Raw genomic sequence first — 12,880 nt, forward strand, 5'->3', positions numbered from 1 at the left:
GTGACCTGCGGCCATCGCCAAATGCTATTGTGGCGCCCGCGCCGACCCCAGGCTTGCAAAGGACCCTGCAGACTCCCCATGACTTCCACAACCTACCGCCACAAGACCCTGATCGTCGTGCTGCTGGTGATCATCCTGGGGTTGCTCGTAAACCTGTGGTTCGGCTTTATCGCCAGCTCGCCGAGCCTGGGGATGCTGAAGATCAAGACCCTTGAGCCCCTGCTGATCGCCGGCCCGCTGGAGGACGACAACGTGTACGCGCTGCCGCCGGGCACGCTGCTGTTCCAGGACACCGGCTTTGCCGAAGGGCACGTCCGCTACCTGGCGTACTTCTATCACAAGGGTGCGTTTGCCCATGAAGAGGTGCCGGCAGACCTGGAGCACGGCCCCACGCTGGGGGCGCCCACCTGGCTGTACAACGTTGACCTGGACAACCCGGATGCACCGATCCCGCGCCCCCCGATGACCCGCGACGATATCGTCCAGGCCGTGCGCGCCGGTCAGGTCACGCGTCAGGACCTGAGCGCCATCCTGCGTTCCCTGCCCAAGTAGCCGCTTACTGGCGCGATTCCAGCGTCTGGTCCTGCTCATCCGCCTCAGGCACCGCGTCGGCACGGCCCTTGGTTTTCAGCTCGCTGATGATCACCGCCGCCACGATCAGCGCCCCGCCGACCAGGGCCAGGGCCGGCAGCCGTTCGCCGGCGATGCGTCCGACCAGCCCGGCCCAGACCGGTTCGCCGGCATAGATCAGGGTGGCGCGGGTCGGCGAGACGCTTTTCTGCGCCCAGTTCATCGCCACCTGGATCGCCGCGCTGGCCGCGCCCAGGCCCAGGGCGCTGGCCAGCAGCAGCCAGGAAAACGACGGCAGGCTTTCCTGGGTCGGCACCACCATCAGGAACGCCAGCAATGAGGTCGCCGCCAGTTGCACCACGGTGACCCGGCGCACATCGACCTGGCCGGCGTAGCTACTGATCAGGATGATTTCTGCGGCAATCGCCACGGTGCTGATCAGGGTGGCGATTTCCCCGGGGCTGAAATCCAGCGAAGCGCCGTTGGGCCCCGACAGCAGCATCAGCCCGGCAAAGGCCAGCATGATGCCGATGCTCGGCATCAGCCCCGGGCGCTTGCCCATGAACAGCCATTGCAGCAGCGGTACAAAAGGCACGTAGAGCGCGGTGATAAAGGCCGACTGGCTGCTGGGAATGGTCTGCAGGCCGATGGTCTGCAAGCCGTAGCCGAGCATGATCGCGGTGCCGATGAAGGTTCCTGCCTTGAGTTCGAACCAGGTCAGGCCCCGCAGGCTGCGCAGAGAAAACAGCGCGACGATGATTGCGCCGGCGGCAAAGCGCAGGCCGACGAAAAACATCGGCCCGCTCACGGTCATGGCGTGCTGCACCATCAGGAAGGTGCCGCCCCAGATCATGGTGATCAGCACCAGCACGCATTCGGCTTTGCTCAGTTTGAGGAAGGTTTTGCGGGAGTTCACCGGAGTCATGACCTTGCGTACAGGGGGAGTGGAACGCACAATGCGCCGAAATGCGGGCAGTATACTGCGCAATCCCACTAAGTGAGCAATATAGTGCACAAAGAATCCGGCCAGCGGGCTTCGGTCCTGCAACATGTCAGCCTCAATGTGCGCCGCCTGCGCCACGCCGCCGGGCTGAGCCAGAGCGTCCTCGCGGAGCAGTCCGATGTCAGCCGGCGGATGCTGGTGGCCATCGAGGCCGGCGAGAAAAACGTCAGCCTGGGCACCCTCGACCGGGTGGCCGCGGCCCTGGGGGTCGCGTTCAGCGACCTGATCCAGGCCCCGGAGGTGCGCGACCCGAGCCGCATCAATGAGCTGGCCTGGGCCGGGACCATCCCCGGCAGCACGGCGATGCTGCTGGCCAAGGCCGTGGCCACCCGTGAGGTGGAACTCTGGGAATGGCGCCTGGAGCCGGGCGAGCTCTATCAGTCGCAATGCGATGCCGAAGGCTGGAGCGAACAGATCTATGTGTTCGAGGGCTGCCTGACCCTGGTGCTGGGCGATACGGAGCGGCGGATCGAGACCGGCGAGTTCTTCATGTTCGCCAGCCACGTGCCCCACGCCTATCGCAATGACGGCCCGCTGGCCACGCGCTTCGTGCGCAATGTGGTGGTCTGAACTGATGCCAGGGCAACTGTTGGCCAGCCAACAGTGCTTGAACACTTTGCCTGTTTTGAATGGATGTCAGTTCTCTGATTGTTGATTAAGGGGCTGATAAACAAGGCTTTTACACTTCGGCACGACTTCTGCAATAAGTCCTGAAACACAGGTCCGCCACGGGCCTGGCGCATTCATTCAGGACTTGGAGTCGGCCCATGACAGCCTCTGCCCAACCCACTCGAACCGCCCATATCATTCGCACGGACGCCGAGGCGATCAGCATCGCCCGGGAGCTGGCCGAGCGCTTTGCGGTCGATGCCAGCGTGCGTGATCGCGAGCGGCGCCTGCCGGTCGCCGAACTCGACGAGTTTTCCGCCAGCGGCTTGTGGGGCATCACCATTCCCAGGGAATACGGCGGCGCGGGGGTGTCCTACGTCACGGTGGCCGAAGTGATCAAGATCATTTCCGCGGTCGACTCGTCCCTGGGGCAAATCCCGCAGAACCACCTGGGCGTGCTCGACATCCTGCTGCAAACCGCCAGCGAAGAGCAGAAGCGCTACTACTTCGGCAAGGTGCTGCAGGGCGTTCGCTTCGGCAATGCCTTCTCCGAAGCCAAGAGCAAAAACGCCGGGGCCTTTGAAACCACGATCCGCTTCGACGCTGACGGCGCGCAGATCGACGGCGAGAAGTTCTACTGCACCGGCGCGCTGTTCGCCCATATCGTGCCGGCGGTGGCGGTGAACGAGCAGAACCAGGCGTTTATCGCCTTTATCGAGCGCGACAACCCCGGCCTGACAGTGATCGACAGCTGGGACGGCTTCGGCCAGCGCACCACCGCCAGCGGCGGCGTGACCCTGAACGCGGTACGGGTGCCGCTGAGCGCGGTGATCCCGGCCCATCGCGCCTTCGATGAGCCCACGGCCGACGGGCCGATTTCGCAGATCATCCAGGCCGCCGTGGATACCGGCATCGCCGTCGGCGCCCTTGAAGAAACCAAACACTACGCCCGTCAGTCGCGGCCCTGGATCGACAGCGGCCTGGACCATGGCTGGCAGGACCCGTTCACCATCGCCGCCATTGGCGACCTGGAATGGCGCGTCCACGGCACCGAGGCGATCCTCGAAAAAGCCGGGCGCGCCATCGACCAGGCCTTGCTCAACCCCAATGAAGACAGCGTGGCCCACGCCTCGGTGGTGGTGGCCCAGGCCAAGGTGCTGTCGGCCGAAAGCGCCTTGCTCGCCAGCAGCAAATTGTTCGAACTGGCCGGGACCCGCTCGGTGCTCGGTAAATACAACCTCGACCGTTACTGGCGCAACGCGCGCACCCACACCCTGCATGACCCGGCGCGCTGGAAGTACCACCTGATCGGCAACTTCCTGCTCAACGGCGTCAAGCCTGCCCGCCACGCCTGGAACTAAAAGGACTTCGCTCATGAACGCATTGACCCAAACCGCTGCCGCCCAGCCGTCCCTGGCCCGCAGCGGCAATGACCTGGAACGCGCCCGCCAACTGTTGCAGCAGACCCTGCTGTTCGTCCGCGAACAGGCCCAGCCCTGGGCCGGCAGCGGCCTGGCCAAGGCCAGCGACGACCCCTATGTGATCAGCCGTTTCGGCGACCTGCAGATCCGCATCGAAGTCGCGGCGGCCTTGCACGAACGGGCCGAAGCCCTGCGCAACGCGGCCCAGGACCCGGCCGAGGTCAGCGTGGCCCAGGCCGAGGCGGCGATCGCCAGTGCCGAAGCGCTGCTGGCCGCGAGCAACGCCGAATTCGAATTGACCGGGCAACGCAGCCCGCAGTTGGCGGCCCTGAATGACCCGCTGCGCTGGAAATATCAGTTGATCGGCAACTACCGCCTCAATGGCGTGCTGCCACCGAGCCTCAGGAGTGCTGTTTGATGTCCCGTGAAATTCGCCTCAACGCCTTCGACATGAACTGCGTCGGCCATCAATCCCCGGGCCTGTGGGCGCACCCGCGCGACCGCTCGTGGCAATACAAGGACCTTGAATACTGGACCGACCTGGCCAGGATTCTCGAACGCGGCAAGTTCGACGGTCTGTTTATCGCCGACGTGCTGGGCATCTATGACGTCTACAACGGCAACGGCGACGCGGCGATCCGCCAGGCGACCCAGGTCCCGGTGAACGACCCGTTGCAGTTGATCCCGCCGATGGCGCTGGTGACCGAGCACCTGGGTTTTGGCTTGACCGCGTCGCTGTCGTTCGAGCACCCGTATCCCTTCGCCCGGCGCCTGTCGACCCTGGACCACCTGACCAAGGGCCGAGCCGGCTGGAACATCGTCACCTCCTACCTGGAAAGTGGGGCCAAGAACCTGGGGCAGAAGACCCAGACCGAGCACGACGCGCGTTATGACTTTGCCGAGGAATACCTGGAGGTCTGCTACAAGCTCTGGGAAGGCAGCTGGGAAGACGGGGCGATCCTGCGTGACCGCGAGCGGCGGATTTTCAGCGACCCGAGCAAGATCCACGAGATCCAGCACTTCGGTAAACACTTCCAGGTGCCCGGCATCCACCTGTGCGAGCCCTCGCCGCAGCGCACGCCGGTGCTGTACCAGGCCGGGGCGTCGAGCCGGGGCAAGCAGTTTGCCGCCGAGCACGCCGAATGCGTGTTTGTTGCCGCGCCGTCCAAGGTGCTGCTGAAAAAGACCGTGGCCGATATTCGCCGCCGCGCCGCCGAGGCCGGGCGTGATCCGTCGAAGATCCTGATTTTCAACCTGCAGACGGTGATCCTCGGCGAGACCGATGCCAAGGCCAAGGCCAAGTTCGAAGAGTACAAATCCTGGGTCAGCTATGAGGGGGCGATGGCCCTGATCTCGGGCTGGACCGGTATCGATTTCAGCCAGTTCAAGCCCGATGAACCGCTTAAACATGTGCACACCAACGCCATCCAGTCGGCGGTCGAGGCGTTTTCCACGGCGGACCCGAACAAGGTGTGGACCCCCCATGAGTTGGCGGACTGGGTGGGGATCGGCGGTTTTGGCCCGTTGTTCGTCGGCAGCCCGGAGACGGTCGCCGACCTGTTGCAGGAATGGGTCGAAGACACCGATGTCGATGGCTTCAACCTGGCCTATGCCCTGACCCACGAGACCTTTGTCGACGCCGTGGAATTGCTGGTGCCGGAGTTGCAGAAGCGCGGCGTGTACAAGACCGAATACGCCCCCGGAACCCTGCGCGAAAAACTCTTCGGCGCCGGCCCGCGCTTGCCCGAGATCCACCCCGGCAGCGCCTGGCGCGACCTGGGCGGGCAACGCGCGGCTGCGCAAAAAACGGCATGAGGCTGCATCAGGCGGATGGTCGCCGCGCTTGAGGGCCAGCGTCCGAACGCGGCCCGAGCCTGACGGCCGCGGCCACGGATTTGATCCACCCAACCCCCAGCCAGCGGACCACCGCACGCTTTAGCCATACGAGGTAAGCCCATGAGCGTGCATGAACTGAAACGTCCGCCCGTTGCCGAGCCGTTGGCCGCTGACGGGCGGCTGAGCCTGCCCCAGGCCCTGGAGCAACTGCGGCACTGGGCCCAGGTCAGCCCGCTGCAAACCGCGCTGCGCCACAAACGTCATGGCCAGTGGTACGCCTGGCGCTGGATCGACGCCCTGCGCGATGTCGAGCGCCTGGCCGACGGCCTGCGCCAGCAGGGCTTCAGCGAGCAGTCGCGGCTGGCCCTGAGCGGTGCGTTCGAGCCCAACCTGTTGCTGCTGGCCCTGGCGGCCCAGAGCATCGGCGCCCAGGTGTTGAGCCTGGGTGACGAACTCGGGCCCGAGGCCCTGCGCCAAGCCTTGTGGCGCTTGCAACCGAGCCATGCCCTGGTGCATTCGCGCCAGCAATTGCGGCAATGGCTGGCGGCGGCGCAACAAGCGCCAACGCCTTTGGTGCTGATCAGCAACCAGCAGGTGCCGCGCCTGCCGGCGGATGCACCGCAACCGCTGGTGGAGTTCGCTGCATTGCTCGGCGCCAGCGAAGCCCCGCAGCGCCAGGTCTACTGGCGCCAGCCGGTGGCCGCCGCGCAGTTGTGGAGCGAGGAGGGCACCCAGTGGCAGGACGGGCTCAAGGTGGTGCTCGAACAATGGTTGAGCAGCGGCCACAGCCTGGCGTTCCCCGAAAGCCGTGGCAGTGCCGGCCGCGACCGCCGCGACGTGGCCCCCAGCGGCTTGCTGCTGTCCGCCGAGCGCCTGCAACGCCTGGCCGACGACATCGAAAATCGCCTGGCGCCGCCCCTCAGCTGGCGCCGGCAACTCTGCGAATGGGCACTGGCCCACCCCGAGCACCGCCTGGCCCGGCTGTTGAAAAACCGCGTGCGGCGCCTGCTCGGCTTCCAGCGCCTGGACTTTATCTGGCAAGCCCCGAGCCAGGCCGCGCCAGCCTCGGCGCCGATCTGGCTGGCCGAATTCAAACGGAACATCGCATGAGCCCAACCGATTGCATCTTGCAGGTCAGCGCCATCTCCCTGTCGTTCAAGGGGGTCAAGGCGATCAATGAACTGTCCTTCGACGTCCGGCGTGGAGAGATCTGCGCCCTGATCGGCCCCAACGGTGCCGGCAAAAGCTCCCTGCTCAATGTGTTGAACGGCGTGTACCGCTTCGACGCCGGGGCCATCGTCTTCAACCAGCAGGCGTTCAAGCGCATCGACCCGCTGGGCGCCGCGCGCCGTGGCATTGGCCGCACCTTCCAGAACAACGCGCTGTTCAAGAAGATGAGCGTGATCGACAACATCCTCACCGGGCTGTCGCGACACATGCGCGTCAGCTTTATCGAACACGCCCTGGGCCTGCCCCGGGCGCGGCGCGAGGCCGAGGCGTTCCGCCAACGGGCCCAGGGCATCCTGGAATTTCTTGAATTGCAGGCCCAGCGCGACGTGCTGGTGGGCAACCTGTCCTACGGCCTGCAAAAGCGCGTGGAGCTGGGGCGGGCGCTGATCGCCGAGCCCAGCCTGTTGCTGCTGGATGAACCCATGGCCGGGATGAACGCCGAGGAGAAGCAGGAAATGGCGCGCTTTATCGCCGATATCAACCGCGACCTGGGCACCACCGTGGTCCTGATCGAGCACGACATGAGCGTGGTCATGGGTTTGTCCGACCATGTGGTGGTGCTCGATTACGGGCGCAAGGTCGGCGACGGTACCCCGGCCGAAGTGCAGGCCAATCCGGAGGTGATCGCGGCTTACCTGGGAGTGGTGCACTGATGAATTTTTTTCTCGAAACCCTGCTCGGCGGCCTACTGGCCGGCACCATGTATTCCCTGGTGGCCATCGGCTTCGTGCTGATCTACAAGGCCAGCGGAGTGTTCAATTTCGCCCAGGGCGCCATGCTGCTGTTCGCCGCGCTGACCTTTGTCAGCCTGCACGAACAGGGCGTGCCCTTTGCCGTGGCCTTGCTGCTGACGGTGCTGGTGATGATTGTCGGCGCCTTGCTCATCGAGCGTCTGGTGCTGCGGCCGCTGGTCAACCGTTCGCAGATCACCCTGTTCATGGCGACCCTCGGCCTGTCGTTCATCATCGAGGGCCTGGCCCAGGGGCTGATGGGCTCCCAGGTCCGGGCCCTGGACCTGGGCATCGACGACGTGCCGCTGTTTCTCGGGCCGCTGATGCTCAGCCAGTTCGACCTGATCGCGGCAGCGACCGCCATCGTGCTGGTGACCGTGCTGGCGCTGCTGTTCAACAAGACCCGCATCGGCGTGTCGCTGCGGGCGGTGGCCGACGACACCACCGCGGCCTTGTCCATCGGCATCAACCTCAACCGCATCTGGCAGATCGTCTGGGCGGTGGCCGGGGTGGTCGGGCTGGTGGCCGGCCTGCTCTGGGGCGCGCGCCAGGGGGTGCAGTTCTCGCTGTCGCTGGTGGTGCTCAAGGCCTTGCCGGTGCTGATCATCGGCGGCTTCACCTCCATTGGCGGGGCGATTGTCGGCGGCCTGATCGTCGGCGCCGCCGAGAACCTGGCCGAGGTCTATATCGGCCCGCTGATCGGCGGCGGCATCACCCCCTGGTTCGCCTACGCGCTGGCCCTGGCCTTCCTTTATATCCGTCCCGCCGGCCTGTTCGGCGAACGCGCCATCGAGCGAGTGTGAATTCATGTCCCTGACTTTGTTGCATTCCTCGGCGCCGGTGCTGCTAGTCCAGCGCCGCCTGCCCTGGGGCCTGATCGGCCTGTTGCTGCTGGCCTTTGGCGCGGTGCCGCTGCTGGGCAACGACTATTGGCTGAACGCGATCCTGATTCCGTTCCTGGTGCTGTCCCTGGCTGGCCTGGGGCTCAACCTGCTCACCGGCTACACCGGCCAGACGTCGGTCGGGGCCGCGGGGTTCATGGCGGTCGGGGCCTTTGCCAGCTACGGCTTTCTGCTGCGCCTGCCGGAGCTGGGCCTGCCGCTGGCGCTGCTGGGCGGTGGCCTGATCAGCGCGGTGGTGGGGGTGTTGTTTGGCCTGCCCAGTTCGCGGATCAAGGGTTTTTACCTGATGGTCACCACCCTGGCGGCGCAGTTTTTCCTGGAGTGGCTGTTCGTCAAATTCCCCTGGTTCTACAACTACGGCTCATCGGGGACCATCTCGGCGCCGAGCCTGAGCCTGTTCGGCCATGACCTCAATACCCCGCTCGGGCGCTACCTGCTGACCCTGGTCACGGTGCTGCTGCTGACCTGGGTGGCGCGCAACCTGGTGAACAGCCAGATCGGCCGCAACTGGATGGCGATCCGCGACATGGACACCGCCGCCGCGGTCATCGGCATCGGCGTGGTGCGCTACAAGCGCCTGGCGTTTGCCGTCAGCTCGTTCTACCTGGGGATCGCCGGCGCGCTCTGGGCCTTTGCCTACCTGGGCACGGCCAGCGCCGGCAGCTTTGATATCAATCGTTCGTTCCAGATCCTGTTCATCATCATTATCGGCGGCATGGGCAGCATCGCCGGCAACTTCGTCGGCGCGGCCTTTATCAGCCTGCTGCCGATCTTCCTCAGCCACGCCGGGCAGGCGCTGTTCGGCGGCGCGGTGGATGCCGGGCAGTTGCAGAACCTGCAGAAAATCATCTTCGGCGTGCTGATCATCGTGTTCCTGATCAAGGAGCCCGAGGGCCTGATCCGCCTGCTCGGCAACTTCAGGCAACGGCTGGCGCACTGGCCGCTGCGCTTCTGACCCCCATCCCGTTCAACCCCTATTTCGTTAGAGAACCACTATGCGTGCATCCTTGAGAGCGACTTCCCTGAAAATCCGCCTGGCCCGCGCCGCCCTGGCGCTCGCGGCGTTTGCCAGTGTGGTGCCTGCGGCCCAGGCCGCGCCGGACCAGCAGTTTTTCCCCCTGGCCACCTACCGGGTCGGGGCGTACGCCTCCAGCGGCGTGCAGGTCTGGGCCGGGATGATCGACTACCTGAACTACATCAACCAGGTCGAAGGCGGGATCAACGGGGTCAAGCTGGTCTGGCAGGAATGCGAGACCGAATGGACGGCGGAGAAGGGCATCGAATGTTATGAGCGCTTCAAGAACGGTCTGGATGGGGCGCCGGTCGCGGTCTACCAGCCCAACGGCGCACCGGCGGCCTATGCCCTGAGTGAGCGCGCGGAGGTCGACAAGATCCCGCTGATCACCCTCGGCTACGGGCGCACCGAGGCCACCGACGGCACGGTGTTCCCCTATAACTTTCCGGTGATGCTGACCTTCTACAGCGAAGCCTCGACCCTGGTGAACTACATCGCCCAGCGCGAAGGCGGCTTCGACAAGCTCAAGGGCAAGAAGATCGCCACCGTCTACCACGACTCGGCCTATGGCCGCGAAACCCTCGGCCCGCTGAAATTGCTGGCGGAGAAATACGGCTTCGAGAATATCCAGATCCCGGTGGCCGACCCGGGCAACGAGCAGTCGGCGCAGTGGCGGCAGATCCGTCAGTTGAACCCGGACTGGGTGTTCCTGCGGACCTGGGGCGTGTCGACCCCGGTGGCGGTGAAGACCGCGGCGCGCTTCGGCTTTCCGGTGGAGCATATCGTCGGCGATATCTGGGCCAGTTCCAGCGAAGACGTACTGCCGGCCGGCGCGGCGGCCAAGGGCTACCTGGCCTTGACCCCGTACCCGGCGGGCAGCGATTTCGAGATCCACAAGCGCCTCAAGCAGCACATCCTCGACCCGGGCAAGAGTGACCTCAAGGACCTGAAAAACTTCGGCAGCGTCTACTACAACTCCGGGCTGGTGAATGCCGCCGTGGCGGTGGAGGCGATCCGCACCGCCCAGGGCAAGTTCGGCAAGCGCCCGCTCAACGGCGAGGAAGGGCGCTGGGGCCTGGAGCATCTGAATATCGACGATGCGCGGCTCAAGGCCATGGGTTACCTGGGCCTGATGCAGAACCTCAAGCTCTCCTGCCGTGACCACGAAGGCGGCGGTTCGGCCCGGGTGCAGCAGTGGGACGGCAGCCAGTGGACCCTGGTCAGTGAATGGATCGCCGCCGACCGCGCCTTGCTGCGGCCACTGATCGACGAAAAGTCGGCGGCCTTCGCCAAGGAAAAAAACCTCACGCCGCGCACCTGCACCGGGGATGAATAAGCCATGAGCCACGCCGCCAGCGCCGTTTCGAGCGACCCGTTGTTGCAGGTCCGGGACATTGAAGTGATCTACGACGGCGCGATTCTGGCCGTGGCCGGGGTCTCCCTGAGCGTGCCCAGGGGCGGTATCGTCGCCTTGCTCGGGGCCAACGGCGCGGGCAAGAGCACCACGCTCAAGGCCATCTCCGGGCTGGTGCGGGCCGAGCGCGCGGAGGTCAGCCGGGGCAGCATCGAGTTTCTCGGCCGCGACACTGCGGGGGTCGACCCCAGCCACCGGGTGCGCCAGGGCATGGTCCACGTGCTGGAGGGGCGCCATGTGTTCCCGCAGTTGACGGTGGAAGACAACCTGCGCAGCGGTGGTTTTGTCCGGGGCCTGAGCCGGCGCGAGCTGGCTCAGGACCTGGAGCGGATCTATGCCTGGTTCCCGCGGCTGAAAACCAAGCGCAAGACCCAGGCCGGCCTGACCTCCGGCGGCGAACAGCAGATGGTCGCCATCGGCCGCGCGCTGATGACCCGTCCTACTTTGGTACTGCTCGACGAACCGTCCATGGGTTTGGCGCCTATTATCGTCCAGGAGATTTTTCAGATCGTCGCCCAGCTCAATCGCGAGGCGCAGGTGAGCTTTCTGATCGCCGAGCAAAACATTAATGTGGCGCTCAAATATGCCTCCAGTGCCTACGTGCTCGACACCGGGCGCGTGGTGCTGTCGGGCAGCGCCGACGAGCTGCTGGCCCGGGGCGACCTGCATGATTTCTACCTAGGTAAACACTGACCGTGAGAACCCCATGAGCGAACCACACAACGCCCAGGCCCACCCCGAGACCGGCAGCGCCGATATCCTGATTGTCGGTGGCGGGCTCAGCGGCGCCTTGCTCGCCGGGCAGCTGTTGCGCTTGCCGGGACGGCGCCGGGTGGTGGTGCTCGAATCGCGCAGCGAGCTGGGGCGCGGCGAGGCCTACAGCGCGATGGAGTTGGGCCATACCCTGAACGGCAACGCCGCGCGCATGAGCGTCGACCCGGACAACGCCGACGACCTGACCCAATGGCTGACCCGCTACCTGGCCGACGGCGGCTGGCCCGAGGCCCACGAGCAAGGGGTGCCGATCAGCGAGTTGTTTCCGCCGCGGGGCATTTTTGGCCTGTATGCCCAGCACTGGCTGGCCCAAGCCGAAGCGCTCGGGGCGCAGCAGGGATCGAGCGTGCGCCATGTCCGTGGCGAAGTGGTGGACCTTGAGATCGATGCCGACGGCACGTTGCTGACCCTGGCCGATGGGCGCCAATTGCGAGGCGCCTATGGGGTGCTGGCCACTGGCATGTTTCCCGCTGCGCGCACGCCGCAGACCGAATCCAGCGGCTTGAACGCGGCGGCGCTGGACCCCTGGGATGTGCAGGCCATGGCGCGGCTGGACCCGCAGGCGAGGGTACTGATCATCGGCTCCGGGTTGACCATGGTCGATGCCGTGGTGTCCCTGGAGCAGGCCGGGCATCGCGGGCCGATCGAGGTGTTTTCCCGCCATGGCCTGCTGCCCCATGTCCGGCGCCAGCCGCCGGCCTGGGAAGACTTCCTGGCCCGGGACCCGAGCATTCGCAGCCCCCGCCAATTGCTGCGCGAACTGCGCCGCCAATGCACGGCGGCGATTGCCCAGGGGATCGACTGGCAGGCACCGTTGGACACGGTGCGCGCCCATATCGGCCGTTTATGGAGTCAGGCCAGCGACCGCCAGCGTCGGCAGTTCGTGCGTCATGTACGGCCCTGGTGGGAGAGCCATCACCATCGCTCGCCGCCCTTGAGTGCCGAGTTGGTGGCGCGGCTGCATGAGCAGGGCCGGTTGCGGATCCACGCGGCGTCGTTCCAGGGCCTGGAGCCTGGAGCGGATGGGGGGCTGGCAATTCGCATCCGGCGCCGTGGGGAGTCGCACACCACCCAGGTGCCGGGTGATGCGCTGATCAACTCCAGCGGTATCGAATACGACTGGCGCCGGGTGGCGCGCGCGCTGCCCCGGCAATTGCTGGCCCGGGGCCTGATCCAGCCCGGGCCGCTGGCCCTGGGAATTGCCGCCGACCCCGGTGGCGCAGTACTGGATGCCCAGGGGCAGGTGTCCGGTCGGCTGTTCGCCATGGGCCCGCCACTGCGTGGCCTGTGGTGGGAAAGCACCGCCGTGACCGACGTCGCCCTCCAGGCCAAGCACCTGGCGGCACGCCTGGCTGCGCTGCCCCTGTAACCACCC

At 65.8% G+C, this 12,880-nt stretch carries 13 protein-coding genes; 12 read left to right on the forward strand and 1 reads right to left on the reverse strand.

Annotated elements, in window-relative coordinates; all coding sequences use genetic code 11:
- The first annotated feature begins 78 nt into the window (after positions 1-78).
- Positions 79-552, forward strand: a complete 474-nt coding sequence (locus CF161_RS31225) for a hypothetical protein (RefSeq protein WP_020300636.1) — start codon at positions 79-81, stop codon at positions 550-552.
- Between the two features lie 4 nt (positions 553-556).
- Here the strand turns inward: CF161_RS31225 and CF161_RS31230 are convergent, their stop codons facing one another.
- A complete protein-coding gene (locus CF161_RS31230) occupies positions 557-1,585 on the reverse strand; it encodes a DMT family transporter (protein ID WP_256206973.1) in 1,029 nt (342 codons plus the stop codon).
- On the opposite strand from CF161_RS31230, the gene CF161_RS31235 reads away from it, so the two are divergent.
- The 11 genes from CF161_RS31235 (at position 1,580) to CF161_RS31285 (ending at position 12,874) form a co-directional block, all read left to right on the forward strand.
- Positions 1,580-2,143 (forward strand): helix-turn-helix domain-containing protein, encoded by a 564-nt coding sequence (locus CF161_RS31235; RefSeq protein WP_020300638.1) that lies wholly within the window; start codon positions 1,580-1,582, stop codon positions 2,141-2,143. The two genes, CF161_RS31230 and CF161_RS31235, sit on opposite strands and share 6 nt — an antisense overlap.
- Before the next feature lie 197 nt (positions 2,144-2,340).
- Positions 2,341-3,543 carry an SfnB family sulfur acquisition oxidoreductase gene (locus tag CF161_RS31240; RefSeq protein WP_020300639.1) on the forward strand — a complete coding sequence of 401 codons (1,203 nt, stop codon included), beginning with the start codon at positions 2,341-2,343 and terminating at the stop codon, positions 3,541-3,543.
- A gap of 13 nt (positions 3,544-3,556) precedes the next feature.
- Positions 3,557-4,021 carry an acyl-CoA dehydrogenase gene (locus CF161_RS31245; protein WP_020300640.1) on the forward strand — a complete coding sequence of 155 codons (465 nt, stop codon included), beginning with the start codon at positions 3,557-3,559 and terminating at the stop codon, positions 4,019-4,021.
- Positions 4,021-5,418: an LLM class flavin-dependent oxidoreductase gene (locus CF161_RS31250; RefSeq protein WP_020300641.1), complete on the forward strand. Its 1,398-nt coding sequence runs from the start codon at positions 4,021-4,023 to the stop codon at positions 5,416-5,418. The genes CF161_RS31245 and CF161_RS31250 overlap by 1 nt, the downstream gene beginning before the upstream one ends.
- Before the next feature lie 141 nt (positions 5,419-5,559).
- Positions 5,560-6,549, forward strand: a complete 990-nt coding sequence (locus CF161_RS31255; RefSeq protein WP_020300642.1) for an AMP-binding protein — start codon at positions 5,560-5,562, stop codon at positions 6,547-6,549.
- A complete protein-coding gene (locus CF161_RS31260; protein WP_020300643.1) occupies positions 6,546-7,322 on the forward strand; it encodes an ABC transporter ATP-binding protein in 777 nt (258 codons plus the stop codon). The genes CF161_RS31255 and CF161_RS31260 overlap by 4 nt, the downstream gene beginning before the upstream one ends.
- Positions 7,322-8,203 (forward strand): branched-chain amino acid ABC transporter permease, encoded by an 882-nt coding sequence (locus tag CF161_RS31265; RefSeq protein ID WP_020300644.1) that lies wholly within the window; start codon positions 7,322-7,324, stop codon positions 8,201-8,203. The genes CF161_RS31260 and CF161_RS31265 overlap by 1 nt, the downstream gene beginning before the upstream one ends.
- Positions 8,204-8,207: 4 nt before the next feature.
- Positions 8,208-9,257: a branched-chain amino acid ABC transporter permease gene (locus tag CF161_RS31270; protein ID WP_020300645.1), complete on the forward strand. Its 1,050-nt coding sequence runs from the start codon at positions 8,208-8,210 to the stop codon at positions 9,255-9,257.
- Positions 9,258-9,297: 40 nt separating this feature from the next.
- Entirely contained in the window at positions 9,298-10,653 is a 1,356-nt protein-coding gene (locus tag CF161_RS31275) for an ABC transporter substrate-binding protein (protein ID WP_020300646.1), read from the forward strand.
- Between the two features lie 3 nt (positions 10,654-10,656).
- Positions 10,657-11,424 carry an ABC transporter ATP-binding protein gene (locus CF161_RS31280; protein WP_020300647.1) on the forward strand — a complete coding sequence of 256 codons (768 nt, stop codon included), beginning with the start codon at positions 10,657-10,659 and terminating at the stop codon, positions 11,422-11,424.
- Positions 11,425-11,437: 13 nt separating this feature from the next.
- Positions 11,438-12,874, forward strand: a complete 1,437-nt coding sequence (locus CF161_RS31285) for an FAD/NAD(P)-binding protein (RefSeq protein ID WP_020300648.1) — start codon at positions 11,438-11,440, stop codon at positions 12,872-12,874.
- Positions 12,875-12,880 lie beyond the last annotated feature (6 nt).

Source organism: Pseudomonas sp. CF161, assembly GCF_000416215.1.
In the GTDB taxonomy this organism is placed as follows: domain Bacteria; phylum Pseudomonadota; class Gammaproteobacteria; order Pseudomonadales; family Pseudomonadaceae; genus Aquipseudomonas.

What these genes read in the sequence shown, in the direction of transcription:
- CF161_RS31270 (WP_020300645.1), top strand. Translation starts at nt 8,208, where the DNA reads ATGTCCCTGACTTTGTTGCATTCCTCGGCGCCGGTGCTGCTAGTCCAG.
- CF161_RS31245 (WP_020300640.1), top strand. Translation starts at nt 3,557, where the DNA reads ATGAACGCATTGACCCAAACCGCTGCCGCCCAGCCGTCCCTGGCCCGC.
- CF161_RS31240 (WP_020300639.1), top strand. Translation starts at nt 2,341, where the DNA reads ATGACAGCCTCTGCCCAACCCACTCGAACCGCCCATATCATTCGCACG.
- CF161_RS31285 (WP_020300648.1), top strand. Translation starts at nt 11,438, where the DNA reads ATGAGCGAACCACACAACGCCCAGGCCCACCCCGAGACCGGCAGCGCC.
- CF161_RS31265 (WP_020300644.1), top strand. Translation starts at nt 7,322, where the DNA reads ATGAATTTTTTTCTCGAAACCCTGCTCGGCGGCCTACTGGCCGGCACC.
- CF161_RS31280 (WP_020300647.1), top strand. Translation starts at nt 10,657, where the DNA reads ATGAGCCACGCCGCCAGCGCCGTTTCGAGCGACCCGTTGTTGCAGGTC.
- CF161_RS31260 (WP_020300643.1), top strand. Translation starts at nt 6,546, where the DNA reads ATGAGCCCAACCGATTGCATCTTGCAGGTCAGCGCCATCTCCCTGTCG.
- CF161_RS31255 (WP_020300642.1), top strand. Translation starts at nt 5,560, where the DNA reads ATGAGCGTGCATGAACTGAAACGTCCGCCCGTTGCCGAGCCGTTGGCC.
- CF161_RS31275 (WP_020300646.1), top strand. Translation starts at nt 9,298, where the DNA reads ATGCGTGCATCCTTGAGAGCGACTTCCCTGAAAATCCGCCTGGCCCGC.
- CF161_RS31225 (WP_020300636.1), top strand. Translation starts at nt 79, where the DNA reads ATGACTTCCACAACCTACCGCCACAAGACCCTGATCGTCGTGCTGCTG.
- CF161_RS31250 (WP_020300641.1), top strand. Translation starts at nt 4,021, where the DNA reads ATGTCCCGTGAAATTCGCCTCAACGCCTTCGACATGAACTGCGTCGGC.